This window comes from Photobacterium chitinilyticum, assembly GCF_004104355.1.
Classification (GTDB): Bacteria; Pseudomonadota; Gammaproteobacteria; order Enterobacterales; family Vibrionaceae; genus Photobacterium; species Photobacterium chitinilyticum.
The window spans coordinates 630,437-647,013 of the sequence record NZ_RJLM01000002.1 but is presented as its reverse complement, the minus strand read 5'-3'; the positions used below and the strand labels follow the sequence as shown (position 1 = coordinate 647,013).

The window sequence follows — 16,577 nt, the reverse complement described above, 5'->3', positions numbered from 1 at the left end:
CTTATTTATTGTATATTCTAAATTTTCGTCATTTAAGCGCAGTCTAAAGCTATAATATTTGAGCCTTAATCTTCCAGGATTTCGCAGTCGGGGTTCAAAGCACGAAAAGCATCAGGGACAGTTAAGCTACGATAGCTTGGATCGTCATAGCCAGAATCATAATCAACCCGACAAGCACGGCGCAGATCCAGACGCTTGAGGTTTGAAAGCTTAAGCAGCACCTTGGGGAATTCTCTGAAGTGACAATACGAGAGATCCAGGCTCTCCAGTTGAGTAAAGTTAACCAGAGAAGTTGGTAACGTCTCCAACGGGTTGAAGCTCAGACTCAATTCGCTAATGTGCTGATAGTGGTCAATCCCCGTCGGCAAGGTGCTCAGCAGACAGTTGCCCAAGTTCAGTTTTCGAATCGATTCCCGTAGTGGTAACTCCGCAGGCAGCGGTGTTTTTGCCGCTCCAAGCAACTCGTCATAGTTCATTTTGTATCTCGGGTGCCAGTGCAGCTTTAAGCGTTCTTTTTCATCACCATCCTGCAACACGAGATCAAAGCCGGCCCCACGACGCCAGTTGAGGCAATCGTCCTCCACCAGCTCCGACAAAATCGCCAAACGTTCTGGGGTTTGTTCTTTTTGCATCAGGACATACATAAGCCCGTCACCAAAACGATCATAATAGGCCTTTGCAAAAGCCGTACAAAGCGCCTCGCCCCACTTTTTGCGCTGTTTTTTAAGCTTATCGACCATCACACACTGCCCTCTGTGCGAACCATACTGATCCAGGCCGCGCACATTGTGGAACAGGATGCGGTCACTCACCGCCAACAGAAAGGCCTCATCTCCCTGCCCCGCCAGCAGGTGCTTGATCTCTTTTCGAAAAGCATTATCCGCCGTCGTTTTCAAGATCAGGAATAGGGGAATATGCATCTCTGCCGTCACACCGCCCTGAGCCAGCATTTCCACCGCCACTTTGTGGCAGCCTTCATCAGGTGAAGCCAACATAGCCAGCACGCTGTCAGTCATACCACCAGCAGAAGCCTGATCCTGTTGCAGAAATTTAGGTGCCTGTGTGGTAAAGCATTGCTGTAAAACGGTATCGTCAATAAGCTTCAGGCTAGTTAAGTCATAATCGGCGGTCTGTTTCGGACAAGACCCCAGTAGTAAGTGAGTAACACTGTTATCTAGTTTCTTGCTAATTCTGAAGCCGATTTCAGCCGCTTTCACTTTCAGCTCCGTTGTTTTAATGCCGCTGCGGCCGGCAATAAACAGGCAACTTCCGGCACCAAACGGCTGTTGCAGCTCGCTGACTTTCGCCTGTTCACGCAGCCAAGATTTATGCTGGGCTTTGAAACGATTGTACTTCGCTTCCATCATCGTCAGGTGGAATGCCGCAGGCATCGTCGGCAACTGGGCCGGCTTGTTGACGTTAGCCAATATTGTCAGCAGCTCAAGCATCTGATCTTCACTCAGCCTTGAGGTTCGCAGGATTTGGAACTCTTTCGCCAACGTCTCAGGGTAAAATTCAATCTGGGCCGCAATAGGCAGTTTCAGCAATGCAGGCTCGAAAGACTCCATGCTTACCCGCAGCTCCACTTCTTTCAATGCAGGCGCGGATGCAAGATCATCAAGCTCAGGCAGTTTGTTCTGAGTATGTTCACCTGGTACCAAACGGACATTCTTCAAGCCAGTCATAGCACTAAGATCACCCAGTTTCTCCAGTTGAACACCCCAGTGAGAGTAATGCGTAACAAATGGATTTGAACGAATAGAAGCTGGCAGTGACTGACCTCGACAACTGCGCAAAATGAAATATTCCAAGGCCGGCAGAAACGGAAAGTCATCCGGCATCTCCTTAATACCAGCGATATTCAGGTAAGTAATTTTAGGGCTGTGCTCAAGCCAGGCTAACTGTTCGTCATCAAAACCATCTAGCCATGCTTCATCCAGTTCCGGTAACCGAAGTTCATTGGCATCAGTCATCAAACCGGAAGCATTGCGGTAATGAAACACTTTCAACGGCAACCCAGCAGGCAGTAGAGCGGCGCTACACGGGGTATATTCCAGCTCCAGCTTCAGATCATCAACGCGCTTGAGGTTCGCAAACAACGTTTCCGGAAGGGGTGGGGTTTCACCACGAAGAGCTATCGTCAGCTTATCGATAGATTGAACATCACCCAGTAACTTGGGTGGAAGTGTCGCATTACCCAGCGTCATATGAACCAGTTCCAATTCGGGATTGTCTCCCAGCAAATTGTCTGGCAGGTTTGGCTCATGAGTTAAAGCGAGTTTTAGCTCGTTAAGAGTTGCTGGCAGACTCAGGGCTTTGATATCCACGGCCCCTTGATTGTCATTCTGATACCCCGACTCTCCCAGCTCAAGTTTTGCAAGAGAAGATGCCGCTAGATCACAATCAATCGAACGGACATTATTTATCAGCTGTAATTTCAAGTTCTTCAAACCGGATTCTGTACCGGTCTTAAATACAACATCGCCGCCGCTAACCTTAACTTCCAGCGTTTCGAGAACAGGCAGATTTCCGAAAACAGAAAGATACTGGCCATTAATACACTTATCAAAATTCACTGAGGTCAAATGATTCAGATGTTCAGGTTCGACCCCAGTCAAATCAACAGTCAACTCATCAACTTTAAGTCTAGTGAGATCAGGAAAACGGCGAAAGAATTCAGTCTCAATTCGGCGTTTTTTTGAATCTGAGCCAAAATACGAGAAACTAAATTCTTTTAAATTAGGGAATGCCTTCGCCAACTCGGCCCAGGAAGGGCGTTCATCACAGCAGTCGTACTCAAGTGAAAGAACTGATGCATGTACCTTCTCAAGGCATTCCTCAGCATTAAAATCATCTAGCTCAAAGTGACTCAATATCCTACTCCTTACAAATCATTAGTCGGGACCAATTGACCACATCCGCATTATATGGATAATTGAATTAAAATCATACAGTTAAGCGGTACGGACTATTAGTACGCACACATTGTCACGCATACTGGTAAAGCTTATGTTGCGTGAGCCTTTCTATGGCCATTACCTAGGAAGCTTTCAAAAATCGACAGTGACAAACAGTGCTGAAAATGCACCACCACTTCTGTCAAAGCCACAGGGTAAAAGCGACCTTCAGCTGATTTGCCAAAATGAAACCTGGCAAAAATTGAACGAACATCAACAATTAGGCGCACTAAAGCATGAAGCACTGCACTTAGTGTTCGGACATATCTTTGCTCGTGGCAGCTACGCCGATAAAGTTCGTTTTGATCTGGCCGCCGATCTCGTCGTCAATCAATACCTTGAACCCAAGCAACTGACCAATCAGGCAATGACGATCTCAGGCCTCAATGAATGGCGCCAAGAGCTCAAACAGCCTCCGCTCGAGCCCAACCGCGAGGTGGCCTATTACTATCAGGCAATAATTCAATCCACCGAAGAACTTCCTCCTCAGTGGCTGTCTTCTGTTAGCGATAGCGGCCGCAGTAGTGGAAATAATAATAACGACAATACTTCGCCAACATTTAATCCGGGCCACGAAGGCTGGCAAGTCTTCGCCAATGCGGCGAAAGCAGAACGTTCCCTGTTGGAGCAGCAGTTGGAGAATAAACTCAGCCAGGCAGCGCAGCGAATTGAGCTGGATGCGAAATCACGAGGCACCCTGCCTGCTGCGGTCCTGCATGTATTGACTCGGCTTCTGGACAAACGCAAAGCCACTGTGAACTGGCGCCGACTGTTACGCCTATTTGCCAACAGCAGCCGTCGTACGTCGGTAAAAAATACCCTGCGCCGCCCGTCCAAGCGTTACGGGACGACACCGGGGACAAAAATTCAGCCACACCAGCGCCTGTTAGTCGCCGTGGATACCTCTGCCAGCGTTGATGACAAACAACTCAATATCTTCTTTGAGGAGATTGACCATATCTGGCGGGCAGGTGCCGAAATCACAGTGCTGGAATGTGATACCGATATTAAGCAGACGTACCAGTATAAGGGCATTGCTCCTAGTAATGTTTGTGGTCGCGGAGGCACTGATTTTAACGCGCCTATCGCCTACGCCAATCAGCACAGATTCGACGCCATTATTTACTTCACTGACGGAGGCGCACCAGCTCCGGAAATTTCCCCCCGAATGCAGCTGCTGTGGTTGCTGCACAGCGCTGAATCTGAGCCGAGTTCTAAATTTGAGCCTGGAGATAAGTTTGACGAATTACGCCGCAGCGGCCGCGTGATCCCGATGTCTGTATCCTGAATTTGACCCTTAAGCGAGTTCTTATGAGCCACAAACACAATTACACTTATTACGGCCTGAGCTGTCAGGCACCGGAAGTTCGCCAGTTTGTCAAACACCTTCTGCCTGCCGACGGCAAGCGCAGCGTTCCGGTCTGCATCTGGGGTCGCCACGGGATCGGTAAAACCCAGCTCGTTGAGCAAATAGCCAAAGAACAAGGCATGCAATGGCGCGCGATTGCTCCGGCTCAGTTTGAGGAAATGGGTGACTTACTGGGTATGCCAATCACCGAGACACTGGAAAACGGCGAAACAGTTACCCGCTTTGCCGCACCTCATTGGGTCCCGACCGAACCGGGTCCGGGAATTCTGCTGATCGATGACGTTAACCGTGCTGATGAGCGGATCCTGCGAGGCATCATGCAGCTGCTGCAAAACCATGAGCTGATCAGCTGGGCACTGCCAGAAGGCTGGCAGATAGTGCTGACCGCCAACCCGGATGGCGGTGACTATTCAGTCACGCCGATGGATGATGCGATGCTGACCCGTATGATGCATGTAACCATGGAGTTCAATGCCAAGGCCTGGGCAATGTGGGCAGAAAAGAGCGGCGTAGACCCACGCGGTATCGACTTTGTACTTACCTATCCAGAACTGGTCGACGGCGAGCGAACCACTCCCCGATCGCTGGTGCAGTTTTTCCAGAGCATTGCACCAATCGACGATCTGAAAGAGCAGCTTCCATTAGTAAATATGCTGGCCCAGTCATGCCTCGACGAAACAACCTGCGCAGCATTTATCGCATTCGTTGAGCAAAACCTCAGCAAGCTGGTATCGCCACAGGCCATTGTAGACAGCAAAAAATTCGACAAAGAGATTGGCCCGCAGATCGTCAAAACTGTCGGCAGCAGCAACCCGCGTATTGATATCCTGGCGACACTCTGCACCAGGCTGCACCACTACCTCGAGGTGTCCAAACTGAAAGTCAACAAGACTCAAATGGGCAATATCCAAGCTTTTCTCAAGATGGATGTATTACCGAACGATCTGCGCCTAGGCTTGATGCAAGATTTGATGAATTCAAGCAATACCAGTCTAAAAGGCGTCTTGGCAGACGCCGAACTGGCTAAGTTATTCCTGAGCCAGGCAGCTTAGAGCCAACATAAAAAATACCCTCAAACAGAATGCTTGAGGGTATTTTTAACCAACCACAGGATCATTCAACTGCTCATTGACTTAACTGGTCAGAATTAATATCAAATGCGGCTTTTAATCTATTTTGACAATGATTAGTGTTGAACAACAAGCTCATCTTTTTCTTGCTGGCTTGGTGCAATCAGTTTGTAAGACATAATGCCGATCACCAATGCTTTGATGATCATCATTTGAGGATTACCGTAATAGGCAGCCATACCCACAAAGCCAGACACCAACATCAATACACGGTACTTTCGTAACGACGTCATATACAGTGCTGCGACAATCAAGCCCAAGTCCATAAATTGCAATGCTACAGGTAATGTCGGCTCGGCAATAAAGGCCGTTACGGCAACATAGACAATGTAAAGAATGGCCGCAGCCATAATCACTGCCAATGTATTAATCACCACTTTCGCTGACTTGGTGAAATCATTCACGTAACGATAAGTATTGATGGCAGCTACAGACAGGTTGAGGATCAGTTTTGGCCACCAGCCCATGAGAATTGACCAGATGATGTCGTTCGCAGCAGAGCCGAACGCAGCAAAACGGGTGAACTTCATACTGTTAAACACAGTAATGGAAATGTAGAACGCCACTGACGTCCAACCTAATACTTCTGTAACTAGTTCTAGCAAAACAATATCTCTTCTAATGTAACGTGCTTTATTGAATCACCTCAATAGCAATATGGAATCCTAAATTCATCATCTTTACTAGTGAAATTAATTGCCTAAAAGTTAATTGCGCGATGATGATAACGTAAAACACTACTAACTTAATACTCTTAACATACTGACAGAACCATTTTGTGATCTTCGTACTAGCTTGATGATACAACTAGATTCAAGAGTAGATAGAACCTGACCAACAAGGGCTTCTCTTCGCGGTTATGTGTACTCGCGCATACCGCCCTTCAAAAATACTTCGAGCGCTAAACAAAAAATATTTTTAACTTCTGCCAAAAAGCAACTTATTCACCATAAATACAACAACTTAAGCACAAGTCAACGACTAGCGCATTATTACAACACTAATGATTTATCTTTAACGTTTCTAGTCTTTCGTGTAAGGTTTTTCTTAATTGAACGTTCAATAAAAAAAAGAGAGTGTTAAATGCCGAAGTTAGGGATGCCGGAAATTCGACGTCCGCAGCTGATTGATGCAACGATGGCTGTTGTAAATGATGTTGGCTTGTCAAATGCGAGCGTTGCGTTAATCAGCCGAAAAGCGGGTGTGTCACCTGGGATTATTAACCACTATTTTGGCGGCAAGCACGGGCTTATGGAAGAAACCATGCGTGCCGTTCTCCGGCAGCTATCTGTCTCGGTGAAAACACGATTACAGCAAGTGGATAAGCGAGATATTGCCGGGCGTATCCAGGCCATCGTCGCGGGGAACTTTGACGATTATCAGATGGAAAGCAAGGTCGTTAAAACCTGGTTAGCTTTCTGGGCCCATGCAATGCACGACTCGCAGCTGCACCGCCTGCAGCAGATTAACGAGCAGCGTCTGTTGTCTCACCTACGCTATGAACTTAAGCAGGTACTGCCAGCAGAGCAAGCTGCGTTTGTGGCGCAGGGTATTGCCGCGCTAATCGATGGCATCTGGCTTCGCGGTGCTCTACACCCGGAAGGTATCTGCGCGGAGAAAGCCAAGCTCATCATTTCCGATTATCTGGACAAGCAGCTGTCACCCTACCTTCCACGGCAGTAACCTATCAATTATCAGAGCATCATTATGAAAACATTATTGAAATATAAATCGCCTCTCATTGGCGCAGCAGGGCTAATAGTGAGCCTGAATACGATGCCAGCCTTTGCGTCAGATTCTCAGTGTGAAGTGGTTCGCTTCTCTGACGTAGGTTGGACAGATATTACCGCGACAACCGCCATCACCAGCGAAGTACTTAAAGGGCTTGGTTACGAAACATCAACGCAGCTGCTTTCTGTACCTGTGACTTATTCTTCCATGGCTAACAAAGATATCGATGTTTTTCTCGGTAACTGGATGCCTACCATGGAAGGTGACATTGCCAATTATCATGAAGCAGGCACGGTTGAAACGGTTCGTGCAAACTTGCAAGGAGCGAAATATACACTTGCGGTTCCTCAGTACGTATTTGATGCGGGTGTGCGTAGCTTTGCTGATCTCGTTAAGTTTAAAAGTAAATTCCGCGGACGGATCTATGGCATAGAAGCGGGGAATGACGGCAACCGACTTATTCAGTCGATGATCGATGACAATGCATTTGATCTGGAAAAGTTCCGTCTGGTTGAGTCTAGTGAGGCCGGTATGGTGTCTCAGGTTAAGCGCGCTATTGACCGTCAGCAGTGGGTCGTGTTTCTCGGCTGGGCTCCTCACCCGATGAATAATAATTTCGACATCGCGTATCTAGATGGTGGCGACGATTACTTTGGTCCTAACTACGGTGGTGCCAGTGTTTATACCAACGTACGTAAAAACTATTTAGAAACCTGCCCTAATATCGGTCAGCTATTAAAGAACCTCTCATTTAGCCTGCCAATGGAAAATGAGCTGATGAATGCCATTTTAAATGAAAACGCAAAACCTTCCGACGCGGCGAATAATTGGTTAAAAGAAAACCCCGAAGTATTGAATAAATGGTTAAAGCAAGTTTCGGCTCGTAATGGCAGTAATGCAAAAATATCGTTGAGGCATTATTTACAAATATAACTATCGTTATACCAATCTACATAATTGTTGGATCATTTTTGCTAATTTAAATAACTCATAACTACGTTATGAAATTTGTTATTAGACTATGTTAGTTGTAATTCAGACTGATATTACAGTGATCACAATGAATCTTTATAAATAAACAAGGAGTAAAAGTGAACTTTATCATTGAGCATAAAATTCCTGTCGGCAGTTGGATGGCTGACTTCGTGGATTGGCTCACTTACAATGCGGCAGGATTTTTCGATTCTTTATCCTATGGTCTTGAATCATTAATTATGTTCTTCGTAGATGGCGTTAAGTGGTTCCCTCCCATGGGGCTGATCGCCCTTGTCGCGCTATTTACCTGGTTTCTTCACCGCAATTTATCTTTAATGGTATTTGTCGTCGCTGCATTTTTGTTGATCCTGAATCTGGGATACTGGCATGAGATGCTGGAAACTTTTGTTTTAGTGTTAACCGCGACACTCTTTTCCGTTCTGGTTGGTGTTCCGATTGGTGTCATGGCAGCTCACCGTCCCTGGTGTTACGCCATTTTGCGACCAATACTGGATTTGATGCAAACTATTCCAACCTTTGTCTATTTAATTCCAACGCTGGTTTTATTTGGTTTAGGGGTTGTTCCCGGCCTGATATCCACCATTATTTTTGCCATTGCTGCTCCAATTCGTTTAACTTATCTGGGAATTATCGGTGTTCCAGAAGAATTAGTGGAAGCAGGAAAAGCATTCGGTGCCAATCGAATGAAATTACTGTTTAAAGTTGAACTTCCGGCGGCAATGCCAAACATCATGGCGGGCATTACTCAATGCATTATGTTGTCACTTTCTATGGTGGTGATTGCTGCTCTCGTTGGAGCTGACGGCCTTGGCAAGCCAGTTATCCGTGCACTTAATACCGTGAATATTGCTCAGGGGTTCGAAGCAGGGCTGGCAATTGTTTTAGTCGCGATTATTTTAGATCGGCTGTGTAAAACTCCGGCATATCGTAACGGAGGTCATTAATCATGGTTGCAATCAATATTAAGAATCTGGATGTCATTTTCGGTGACAAGATCGCTAAATCGCTGGCATTACTGGATGAAGGAAAGAGTCGTCAGGAAATAATTGATATCACAGGCGATGTCGTTGGTGTGCATAATGTCAGCCTAGAGATCAAAGAAGGCGATATCTGCGTTCTCATGGGATTATCTGGCTCGGGTAAGTCTAGCCTGTTGCGGGCGATCAATGGTCTTAATCCTGTTTCCCGGGGCGAACTAAACGTCCGTGACGGTGACAACACCATTAACCTGGCAAATTGTGACTGTCGTACACTGCGCCACCTGCGCACAAACCGCATTTCGATGGTCTTTCAAAAATTCGCATTAATGCCTTGGTTAACCGTTCTGGATAACGTCGCTTTTGGCCTTGAGATGCAAGGTGTATCGAAAGATGAGCGTCGCCGTCGGGCAGAAGAAAAATTGGAAATGGTTGGCTTGGCCGAATGGAAAACTAACTTTCCTCACGAACTGTCGGGCGGCATGCAGCAGCGAGTGGGGCTGGCACGGGCGTTTACCATGGATAGCGATATTTTACTGATGGATGAGCCGTTTTCTGCACTTGATCCCCTGATTAGAAGTCAGCTTCAGGATGAGCTGCTTGAGCTTCAGCGTCAGCTGAATAAAACCATCGTCTTCGTGAGCCACGATTTGGATGAAGCACTGAAACTGGGTAATAAAATTGCCATTATGGAGTCGGGCCGTTTGATCCAGCACGGTAAACCGGAGGATATCGTACTCAACCCGAATACAGCGTACGTCGAGGAGTTTGTGGCTCACACCAACCCGTTGAATGTGTTATGTGGTCGTTCCTTGATGACAGATGCAGCAGCATTGCAACTGCAGGATAATAAACTGGTGCTAAGCCTCCATGATCAGACCTATGCCGAAACCGATCATCAAGGGCATGTTACTTCGGTGACCCGTCAAGGAAAGCCACTACCATTGCATTCGTGGCAGGTAGGAGACGATCTTGAGAGCTTAAAACAAGACAGCCTGGTGATAACCAGTCCGGACATCTCAATGCGGGAAGGATTGGAGATCCGCTATCGTACCGGACAACCTGTTCTGCTGGCCGAGGATGGGCCGCTGGTCGGCGTACTGGCGGACAATGATTTCTACCATGCCCTGTTAGGGAAACATTTTTCACTAGAAACCGAAGTCAGCACATAATCCGGCTTCTTCACTCGTAAGCGCAGTGTATACCCAAACTACCTCAAGATGCAGGATTCAGAGTGAGACCAGCGTGTTCAGTTCAAGGAAAATAACGGTAGGAATGGTCATCCCTTTCAACGTTATTTGACACAGAAATGGGCACGCTGACTCACTCCCAAAGGGCGAGCTTACTTGGCTTATATGCCTTGTTACCGATTATCAATTTAGAGCCACTAGATTTTCAAATCGGTGCCTAGCCTACAAGCCAAGTAATTCTCGCTGAAACGAGCATCTTGAGGTTGCTTGGGTATAGACCATTAACAGCCTTCAATACATAGAGCTGAGGTTTACCCTGCGCGTTACCAAATACCAGCCGTGGTAATAATAGCGCTCAACAAGACTCATTCTAAAAATAGACAGATCCCCAAGGAATTAAAAAACAATGGGAAACACATTTAGTTGTCAAAAAGAGTTACCGCTAATGCCGGTGCCAAGCTTAAATAATACATGTCATAAACTTGTTGATTGGGCTGGGCCGTTATTAACGAAAGAAGAGCTAACCAAAACTAAAAAAGTAGTTGAGCACTTTTTACAGCCAGGAGGGACGGGAGAAGTCTTACAAAATGAGCTGACTGAATGGGCGAATCAACACACCCACTCTAACTGGTCGGCACCCGTCTGGCGAGCGCTTTATCTGGAATCCCGAGACTCTCTGGTGATTAACAGCAACGTATTTTATTACCTGAAAAGTAAGCTTGACGAAAAGGCCTGTTCACAGGCAAATATCGCCGCCGCGCTTATTGTCAGCGTTTATAATTTTATCTCTTTGCTTGATAGAAAAGAGCTCTCGGTTGACATGCAAAAAGATATGCCGCTTTGCATGAATCAATACTGCAACCTTTTTTCCTCAACAAGAATAGCGCAACTGGGGACGGATGAGCTCAACGTTACATCGTCCAGAAAGCATATTGTGGCAATTCATAATCAGCGTATATACAAAATCAATATTCTTGATGAAAAAGGAAGTATCAGATCGCCATCAGCAATTGAATCCGATCTTGATTGCATTCTTTCTATCTCGGGAAAAGGGCAAAACATCGGTGTACTCACCACTATGCAGCGAGATGACTGGGCAGAAAGCAGGGCAGATTTGCTTCAGGTATCAGCTAATAATAGAGAAGCGATGACAGCAATCGAAGACGCTGCCTTTGCCTTGTGCCTTGATGAAAACACCCCGGAAGAGATAACCGAGGTATCAAAACAGTTACTTCATGGCGATGGACAGGATCGTTTTTTCGACAAGTCGCTGCAATTTATCGTCTTCAAAAATGGCAAGACCGGCGTCAATTTCGAGCATACCGGGGTAGATGGCTCTGTTATGTTGCGCCTGATTGGATATCTCTATGACACGATTGACAAGGTCTCTTTTGATAAAAAGGTTTGCTTTGATGAAAAGGGCTCTTGGGATGAAAAGTGCTCTTCTGCCAAGGCCAAGAAACTACTGACTCCTGAAGTTAAAGAGATTGAGTTTGATTTAGATGATGCATTGGCGCAGACGATCCGCGCAGCAGCGGATGCATTTTGTCAACACAAAGCCAATACTCAAACCAAGGTTTTGAATTTTACTCAGTTTGGCAAAAATCAGATCAAGCAGTTTGGCGTGAGTCCCGATGCGTTCGTTCAGGTGGCGTTACAATTGGCTGAACATAAGCTTTATGGAAAGTGCTACAGTGCCTATGAAGCAGTGATGACCAGAACGTTTCTCGACGGGCGGCTCGATGTCTTGTATACAGTTTCGCCTGAGTCGATGGCGTTTATTCGTAACATGCGCGATCCCGATTGTAGCAATCAGACCAAGATCGATTCACTCATTAAGGCAACACGAGTACATGTCGAAAGGGCAAACGAATGTAGGTTTGGCCATGGGGTTTACACCCATTTACTCGCACTTAAATACCACTATAAAGCGGTTGGCCGTGACATCGGCATTGATACCCTTCCAGAAATATTTACCGATAAAGGATACCAAGCCCTGACTCACAGTGTGGTTTGTACCAGTACCACGTCAGAATACGGTGTAGAACTGGCAGGTTACGGGCCGATTGTCGATGATGGCTACGGAATCAGGTACTTTAAGCGAGATGATTCCATCTGCTTCAATATGACAAGCCGAACCGACATGCAGGACAAGCTTGAGCAGATGCGAGCCTATATCAAACAATCGCTGCTAGAAATGGCGGATTTGATGCGAAGCCGATAGCTGTCCCCTAAAATAGTATCGCATCAAAACTGAACACCCATTAAACCAAGCTGCCCTCAAATTAATGGGTGTTCTATTGTAGTACTATGTCATTCGCAACTTATTCTAAGTTTGGTGGCGTCCCTTCACCGTTAGACACAACCGCATCAATTTGAACTGATGCCGACATAGGAATAGATACGACACCAATTGTTGTTCTGGCAGGTAGTTCATCTTGGAAGTAGGTGACATAAACGTCATTGACGGCATCAATATCAGCAATATCTGTCAGTTGAACGTTCACTTTCACAACATCGTCCATAATGTGGCCGATGCTTTCAACGATCGCCTTGATGTTATCTAGGCACTGTTTGGTCTGATCTTTAATCCCACCAGTTACAATAAGCCCAGTGGTAGGGTCTATCGGTAACTGTGCTGCGATATGATTGTAATGAGAAAACGCGACCGTTTGAGTGTAATACGGACTTGTTGGCGCGTTCTCTGTATTGTTGACTTTGATAACGATGCCATGGCGATCTTCTACTTCTTGCGGTGGAGTGCCGTCACCGTGTGATACCACTGTGTCTATCTGTACCAACGCATCCATGGGTAATGCAGAAGCAGCAACCACTGAGCGAGCAGGTACATAGGCGACAGCTCTCGCAATTGCGGAATCTGGGAAGTAGGTACTATAGATCTCGTTGACGGCTTCGATATCGTTAAGGTCTTTTAGGAAAATGTTTACTTTGACAATATCGTCAAATGGAACATCAATGCTCTCTAAAATCGCTTTGATATTCTGTAGGCACTGCCCTGTTTGCTCTTTGATTCCGCCAGAAACAATCTGGCCCGTTTTCGGATCAATCGGTAATTGAGCAGACACATTATTGTAATGAGAAAACGCCACCGTTTGTGTCGACACTGAGCTTTGTGGCGCATTGTCTGTATTTCTTACCCGTTTGATGAGATCACACGGCTCTTGTGATGGGGTACCTTCGCCATTAGAGATAACGGCATCGATTTGAACCAATGCATCATTTATTGGCAGCGCAGCAACTGCTACAGTTGTTCGAGTCGGAAGGTAACTGTTGAAAAAGCTTGAGTAGACGTTATTTACGGCATCAACATCAGCAATGTTTTTAACAAACACATTGACTTTAACCACATCGTCCATAATGTGGCCGATGCTTTCAACAATGGCTTTGATATTATCCAGGCACTGTTTGGTTTGCTCTTTGATCCCACCAGTTACAACAAGGCCAGTGGCAGGGTCTATCGGTAATTGAGCTGAAATATTATTATAGTGAGAAAATGCAACGGTCTGTGTGGAGGCCAAGTCTTTAGGTGCGTTCTCAGTATTTCTTGAAAGTTTTACGATCTTGCTGGTCATGTCGATATTTATCCTGTTGTAGAGTAAGTGAATATTTTCTTGGTATTGGCTTGAGTTAATTCTTCATTCGTTCTTGTCTTGTTTAAATGACAAGTAATTGCGGATAGTTAAAATCGTGAATAGCTAATAATTTTATAATAAATGAAGCAAGGTTTAATTGAATTTGATTAGAGTCAAGATTCCGGATTAACCATTAGTTTCGAATAAAAAGTGTTAGCTTCATTTAAATATATTAAAGAAATAACATAGAAAAACCGATAGTGAGTTTTTATCACTGGAGAGATAACTGATATTTTGGTAAGGCTGTTTCTTATCTTATTCCAGTGCTCGCTATAAATAAAAAGACCTCTAAAAGATAGAGGTCTTTGTTAATTAAGCTTGGTTAGTCGCTATACATTATAGCGTTTTTAAGAAACCGTTGATCTTCTCTTCGTGATGCTTAATGGTCTCTTCTGTCGGGATCACCGCATGCTTATGCGTGAAGTATACCAAGATAGCCATTTGAGCCGTTAAGCGGTTTTCAGCTTCGTCGAATGCGACTGAGTATTCACTTTCTAGCGCACCACGAGTGACTTCTTCTTTGTCATTGGCAGGTAGGCAGTGCAGCAACATTGCGCCCGGACGAGCTTTCGCCATCAGTTCTTCGGTAATCACATAATCTGGCATGAAGGCAGCAAGACGCTCTTCTTTTTCATCCATTTGCGTTACCCAGTAGAAACTGTCGCCGTAAACCACATCACATTCACTGATCTGATCTACATCGTCAGTGATCTCGATATGACCACCAGACTCTTTACAGAAAGACTCTGCAAGTTCTACCCACTCTGGCTCCATATGGTATTTCTTAGGACCAATTTGCTTAAAGCCCATACCGTATTTTGCACATGTCAGCATCAGTGAGCGACATACGTCTGTCGCATCGCCCATAAAGGCAAGAGTAAGATCTGATAGTCTGCGACCATCCGTGATGTGCTCTCTAATGGTGTAAAGATCTGCAAGCATCTGTGTCGGGTGGAAACGAGTATCCAGACCGTTGATTACCGGCACTGTTGACATCTCTAACAGGCCATCAAGAGTTTCTGGACTATTCGTACGCGCCATGATGATGTCGCACATACGTGATAATACACGTGAAGTATCATCAATAGACTCCTTACCGCCCAGGTGGATGTCTTTAGGAGACAGGAACAGTGCGTGTCCGCCAAGTAACGTCGCTGCCACTTCAAAAGATACTCGAGTACGAGTAGAACCCGCCTCAAAAATCATCCCTACTGATTTGCCCTTGAAAAGCTGAGGGATGGCGTTATCTCTGCGCGCTTGTTTGAGGTATGTCATCAGCTCCATCATGTTGTCCATCTCTTCAACAGAGAAGTCTTTCATTGACACCATGTGTTCCATGTTTGCTTTGTTTAGTTCAGTCGCGCTTGAAGAAGGTAGTTTCATGATAATGTTCCTTGTTTTATCCGGGGGATCTTCTTGTCGAACATCCCCTTTTGTTTCATTGAAAGTTGTTGGAGTAGATTTAAATTAAATTTTTGGTACTTGCTGGGTAATACAGTGGATGTTTCCGCCGCCAAGTAAGATTTCACGGGCAGGTACACCATTAACCTCGTAACCCGGATAGATGTCCTCTAATATCGCTTTGACGTCGTTGTCGTATCGCTCATCAAGCAGAGGCAGTACTATCTGCTTATTGGTAATAAGGTAGTTGGCATAAGAAGCGGCTAAGCGTTCGCCTGCCTCTCGCTCCATTCCCTCCGCGATATCAATACCTGCGGCTTCTTCAGCAGACATAAACAACGGGCCTGGCATCGGCAGCTTGTGCACAACGATGTTTCGCCCTTTGGCATCGGTTTGGCTGGACAGGTAGTCGTAAGCTTCACGGCTTATTTCATACTGAGGGTCATTTTCATCCTCGCACCAGGTCAGTACGACTTCGCCAGGCTTCACGACGTGAAGAATGTTGTCGACGTGACCGTTAGTTTCATCGTTATACAGTCCTCGTGGCAGCCAAATTACCTTGTCAACATTGAGGTGTTCACACAGAACGGCAGTGAGCTCCTCCTTGCTTAAGTCTGGGTTGCGGCTTTCATGAAGGAGGCACTCCTCAGTGGTGTAGAGCGTGCCTTCACCATCAACGTGGATTGAACCGCCTTCCAGAACGATAGGCGCTCTGTAGCGTGAGTCTCTGATAGCTTCACACATTTTTTGTGCTACCTGATCATCACGATTCCATGGTGAATAAAGGCCATCAACAAACCCACCCCATGCATTGAACTCCCAGTCGACACCACGGCGTTCACCTTTGTCGTTGGTGACGTATGTCGCACCAATATCACGCATCCATGAGTCATCAGTAGAAATCTCAAGTACACGAATATCGTCTGGTAAACGTGAAACCGCGTTATCGTATTGCTCTGAACTCACCAGCATCGTCACTGGGGTGGTTTTGCTGATTTGCTTAGCGACATCGGTAAACACTCTTTGTGCTGGCTTGGCGCCATTGCGCCAGTTATCTGTACGCTCTGGCCATGCCATCCAAATTTCACTGTGAGGCTCATGCTCACCGGGCATTCTGAAACCATCTTGTTTTGGAGTCGTTGTAAATACTTTTTTCATGATTTTTCTCCTGAA

12 protein-coding genes are annotated in these 16,577 nt (G+C 46.0%); 7 read left to right on the top strand and 5 right to left on the bottom strand.

Annotation, left to right across the window (positions count from 1 at the left end):
- Positions 1-65: 65 nt before the first annotated feature.
- A complete protein-coding gene (locus EDI28_RS08900) occupies positions 66-2,873 on the bottom strand; it encodes a leucine-rich repeat domain-containing protein (protein ID WP_128783483.1) in 2,808 nt (935 codons plus the stop codon).
- Between the two features lie 136 nt (positions 2,874-3,009).
- Between EDI28_RS08900 and EDI28_RS08895 the strand changes: the two genes are divergently transcribed.
- Both EDI28_RS08895 and EDI28_RS08890 read left to right on the top strand, forming a co-directional pair.
- Entirely contained in the window at positions 3,010-4,245 is a 1,236-nt protein-coding gene (locus EDI28_RS08895; protein ID WP_128783482.1) for a vWA domain-containing protein, read from the top strand.
- Positions 4,246-4,268: 23 nt separating this feature from the next.
- Positions 4,269-5,378: an AAA family ATPase gene (locus EDI28_RS08890; RefSeq protein ID WP_128783481.1), complete on the top strand. Its 1,110-nt coding sequence runs from the start codon at positions 4,269-4,271 to the stop codon at positions 5,376-5,378.
- Between the two features lie 134 nt (positions 5,379-5,512).
- On the opposite strand, the gene EDI28_RS08885 is transcribed toward EDI28_RS08890, so the two are convergent.
- Positions 5,513-6,061, bottom strand: coding sequence for a hypothetical protein (locus tag EDI28_RS08885; RefSeq protein ID WP_128783480.1), 549 nt, complete (start codon positions 6,059-6,061; stop codon positions 5,513-5,515).
- Positions 6,062-6,539: 478 nt separating this feature from the next.
- Here EDI28_RS08885 and betI point away from each other — a divergent pair, with 478 nt between their 5' ends.
- The 5 genes from betI (at position 6,540) to EDI28_RS08860 (ending at position 12,574) form a co-directional block, all read left to right on the top strand.
- Positions 6,540-7,139, top strand: coding sequence for a transcriptional regulator BetI (gene betI / locus EDI28_RS08880; RefSeq protein WP_128783479.1), 600 nt, complete (start codon positions 6,540-6,542; stop codon positions 7,137-7,139).
- A 24-nt stretch (positions 7,140-7,163) separates the two neighbouring features.
- The gene (locus EDI28_RS08875) at positions 7,164-8,120 is read left to right on the top strand and encodes a choline ABC transporter substrate-binding protein (protein ID WP_128783478.1); all 957 of its coding nucleotides are present in this window, start codon (positions 7,164-7,166) and stop codon (positions 8,118-8,120) included.
- Positions 8,121-8,278: 158 nt separating this feature from the next.
- On the top strand, positions 8,279-9,127 hold the full coding sequence (gene choW, locus EDI28_RS08870) for a choline ABC transporter permease subunit (RefSeq protein WP_128783477.1): 849 nt from the start codon (positions 8,279-8,281) through the stop codon (positions 9,125-9,127).
- A gap of 2 nt (positions 9,128-9,129) precedes the next feature.
- Positions 9,130-10,332 carry a choline ABC transporter ATP-binding protein gene (gene choV / locus EDI28_RS08865; protein WP_128783476.1) on the top strand — a complete coding sequence of 401 codons (1,203 nt, stop codon included), beginning with the start codon at positions 9,130-9,132 and terminating at the stop codon, positions 10,330-10,332.
- 424 nt (positions 10,333-10,756) lie between these two features.
- On the top strand, positions 10,757-12,574 hold the full coding sequence (locus EDI28_RS08860) for a choline/carnitine O-acyltransferase (RefSeq protein ID WP_233353322.1): 1,818 nt from the start codon (positions 10,757-10,759) through the stop codon (positions 12,572-12,574).
- Positions 12,575-12,674: 100 nt separating this feature from the next.
- Here EDI28_RS08860 and EDI28_RS08855 read toward each other — a convergent pair whose 3' ends face one another.
- From EDI28_RS08855 to aguA, 3 genes are all read right to left on the bottom strand, one after another.
- Positions 12,675-13,943, bottom strand: coding sequence for a RidA family protein (locus EDI28_RS08855; RefSeq protein WP_128783475.1), 1,269 nt, complete (start codon positions 13,941-13,943; stop codon positions 12,675-12,677).
- A gap of 396 nt (positions 13,944-14,339) precedes the next feature.
- The gene (gene argF, locus EDI28_RS08850) at positions 14,340-15,386 is read right to left on the bottom strand and encodes an ornithine carbamoyltransferase (protein ID WP_075762775.1); all 1,047 of its coding nucleotides are present in this window, start codon (positions 15,384-15,386) and stop codon (positions 14,340-14,342) included.
- Positions 15,387-15,470: 84 nt separating this feature from the next.
- Positions 15,471-16,562: an agmatine deiminase gene (gene aguA / locus EDI28_RS08845; protein WP_128783474.1), complete on the bottom strand. Its 1,092-nt coding sequence runs from the start codon at positions 16,560-16,562 to the stop codon at positions 15,471-15,473.
- Between the last annotated feature and the right edge of the window lie 15 nt (positions 16,563-16,577).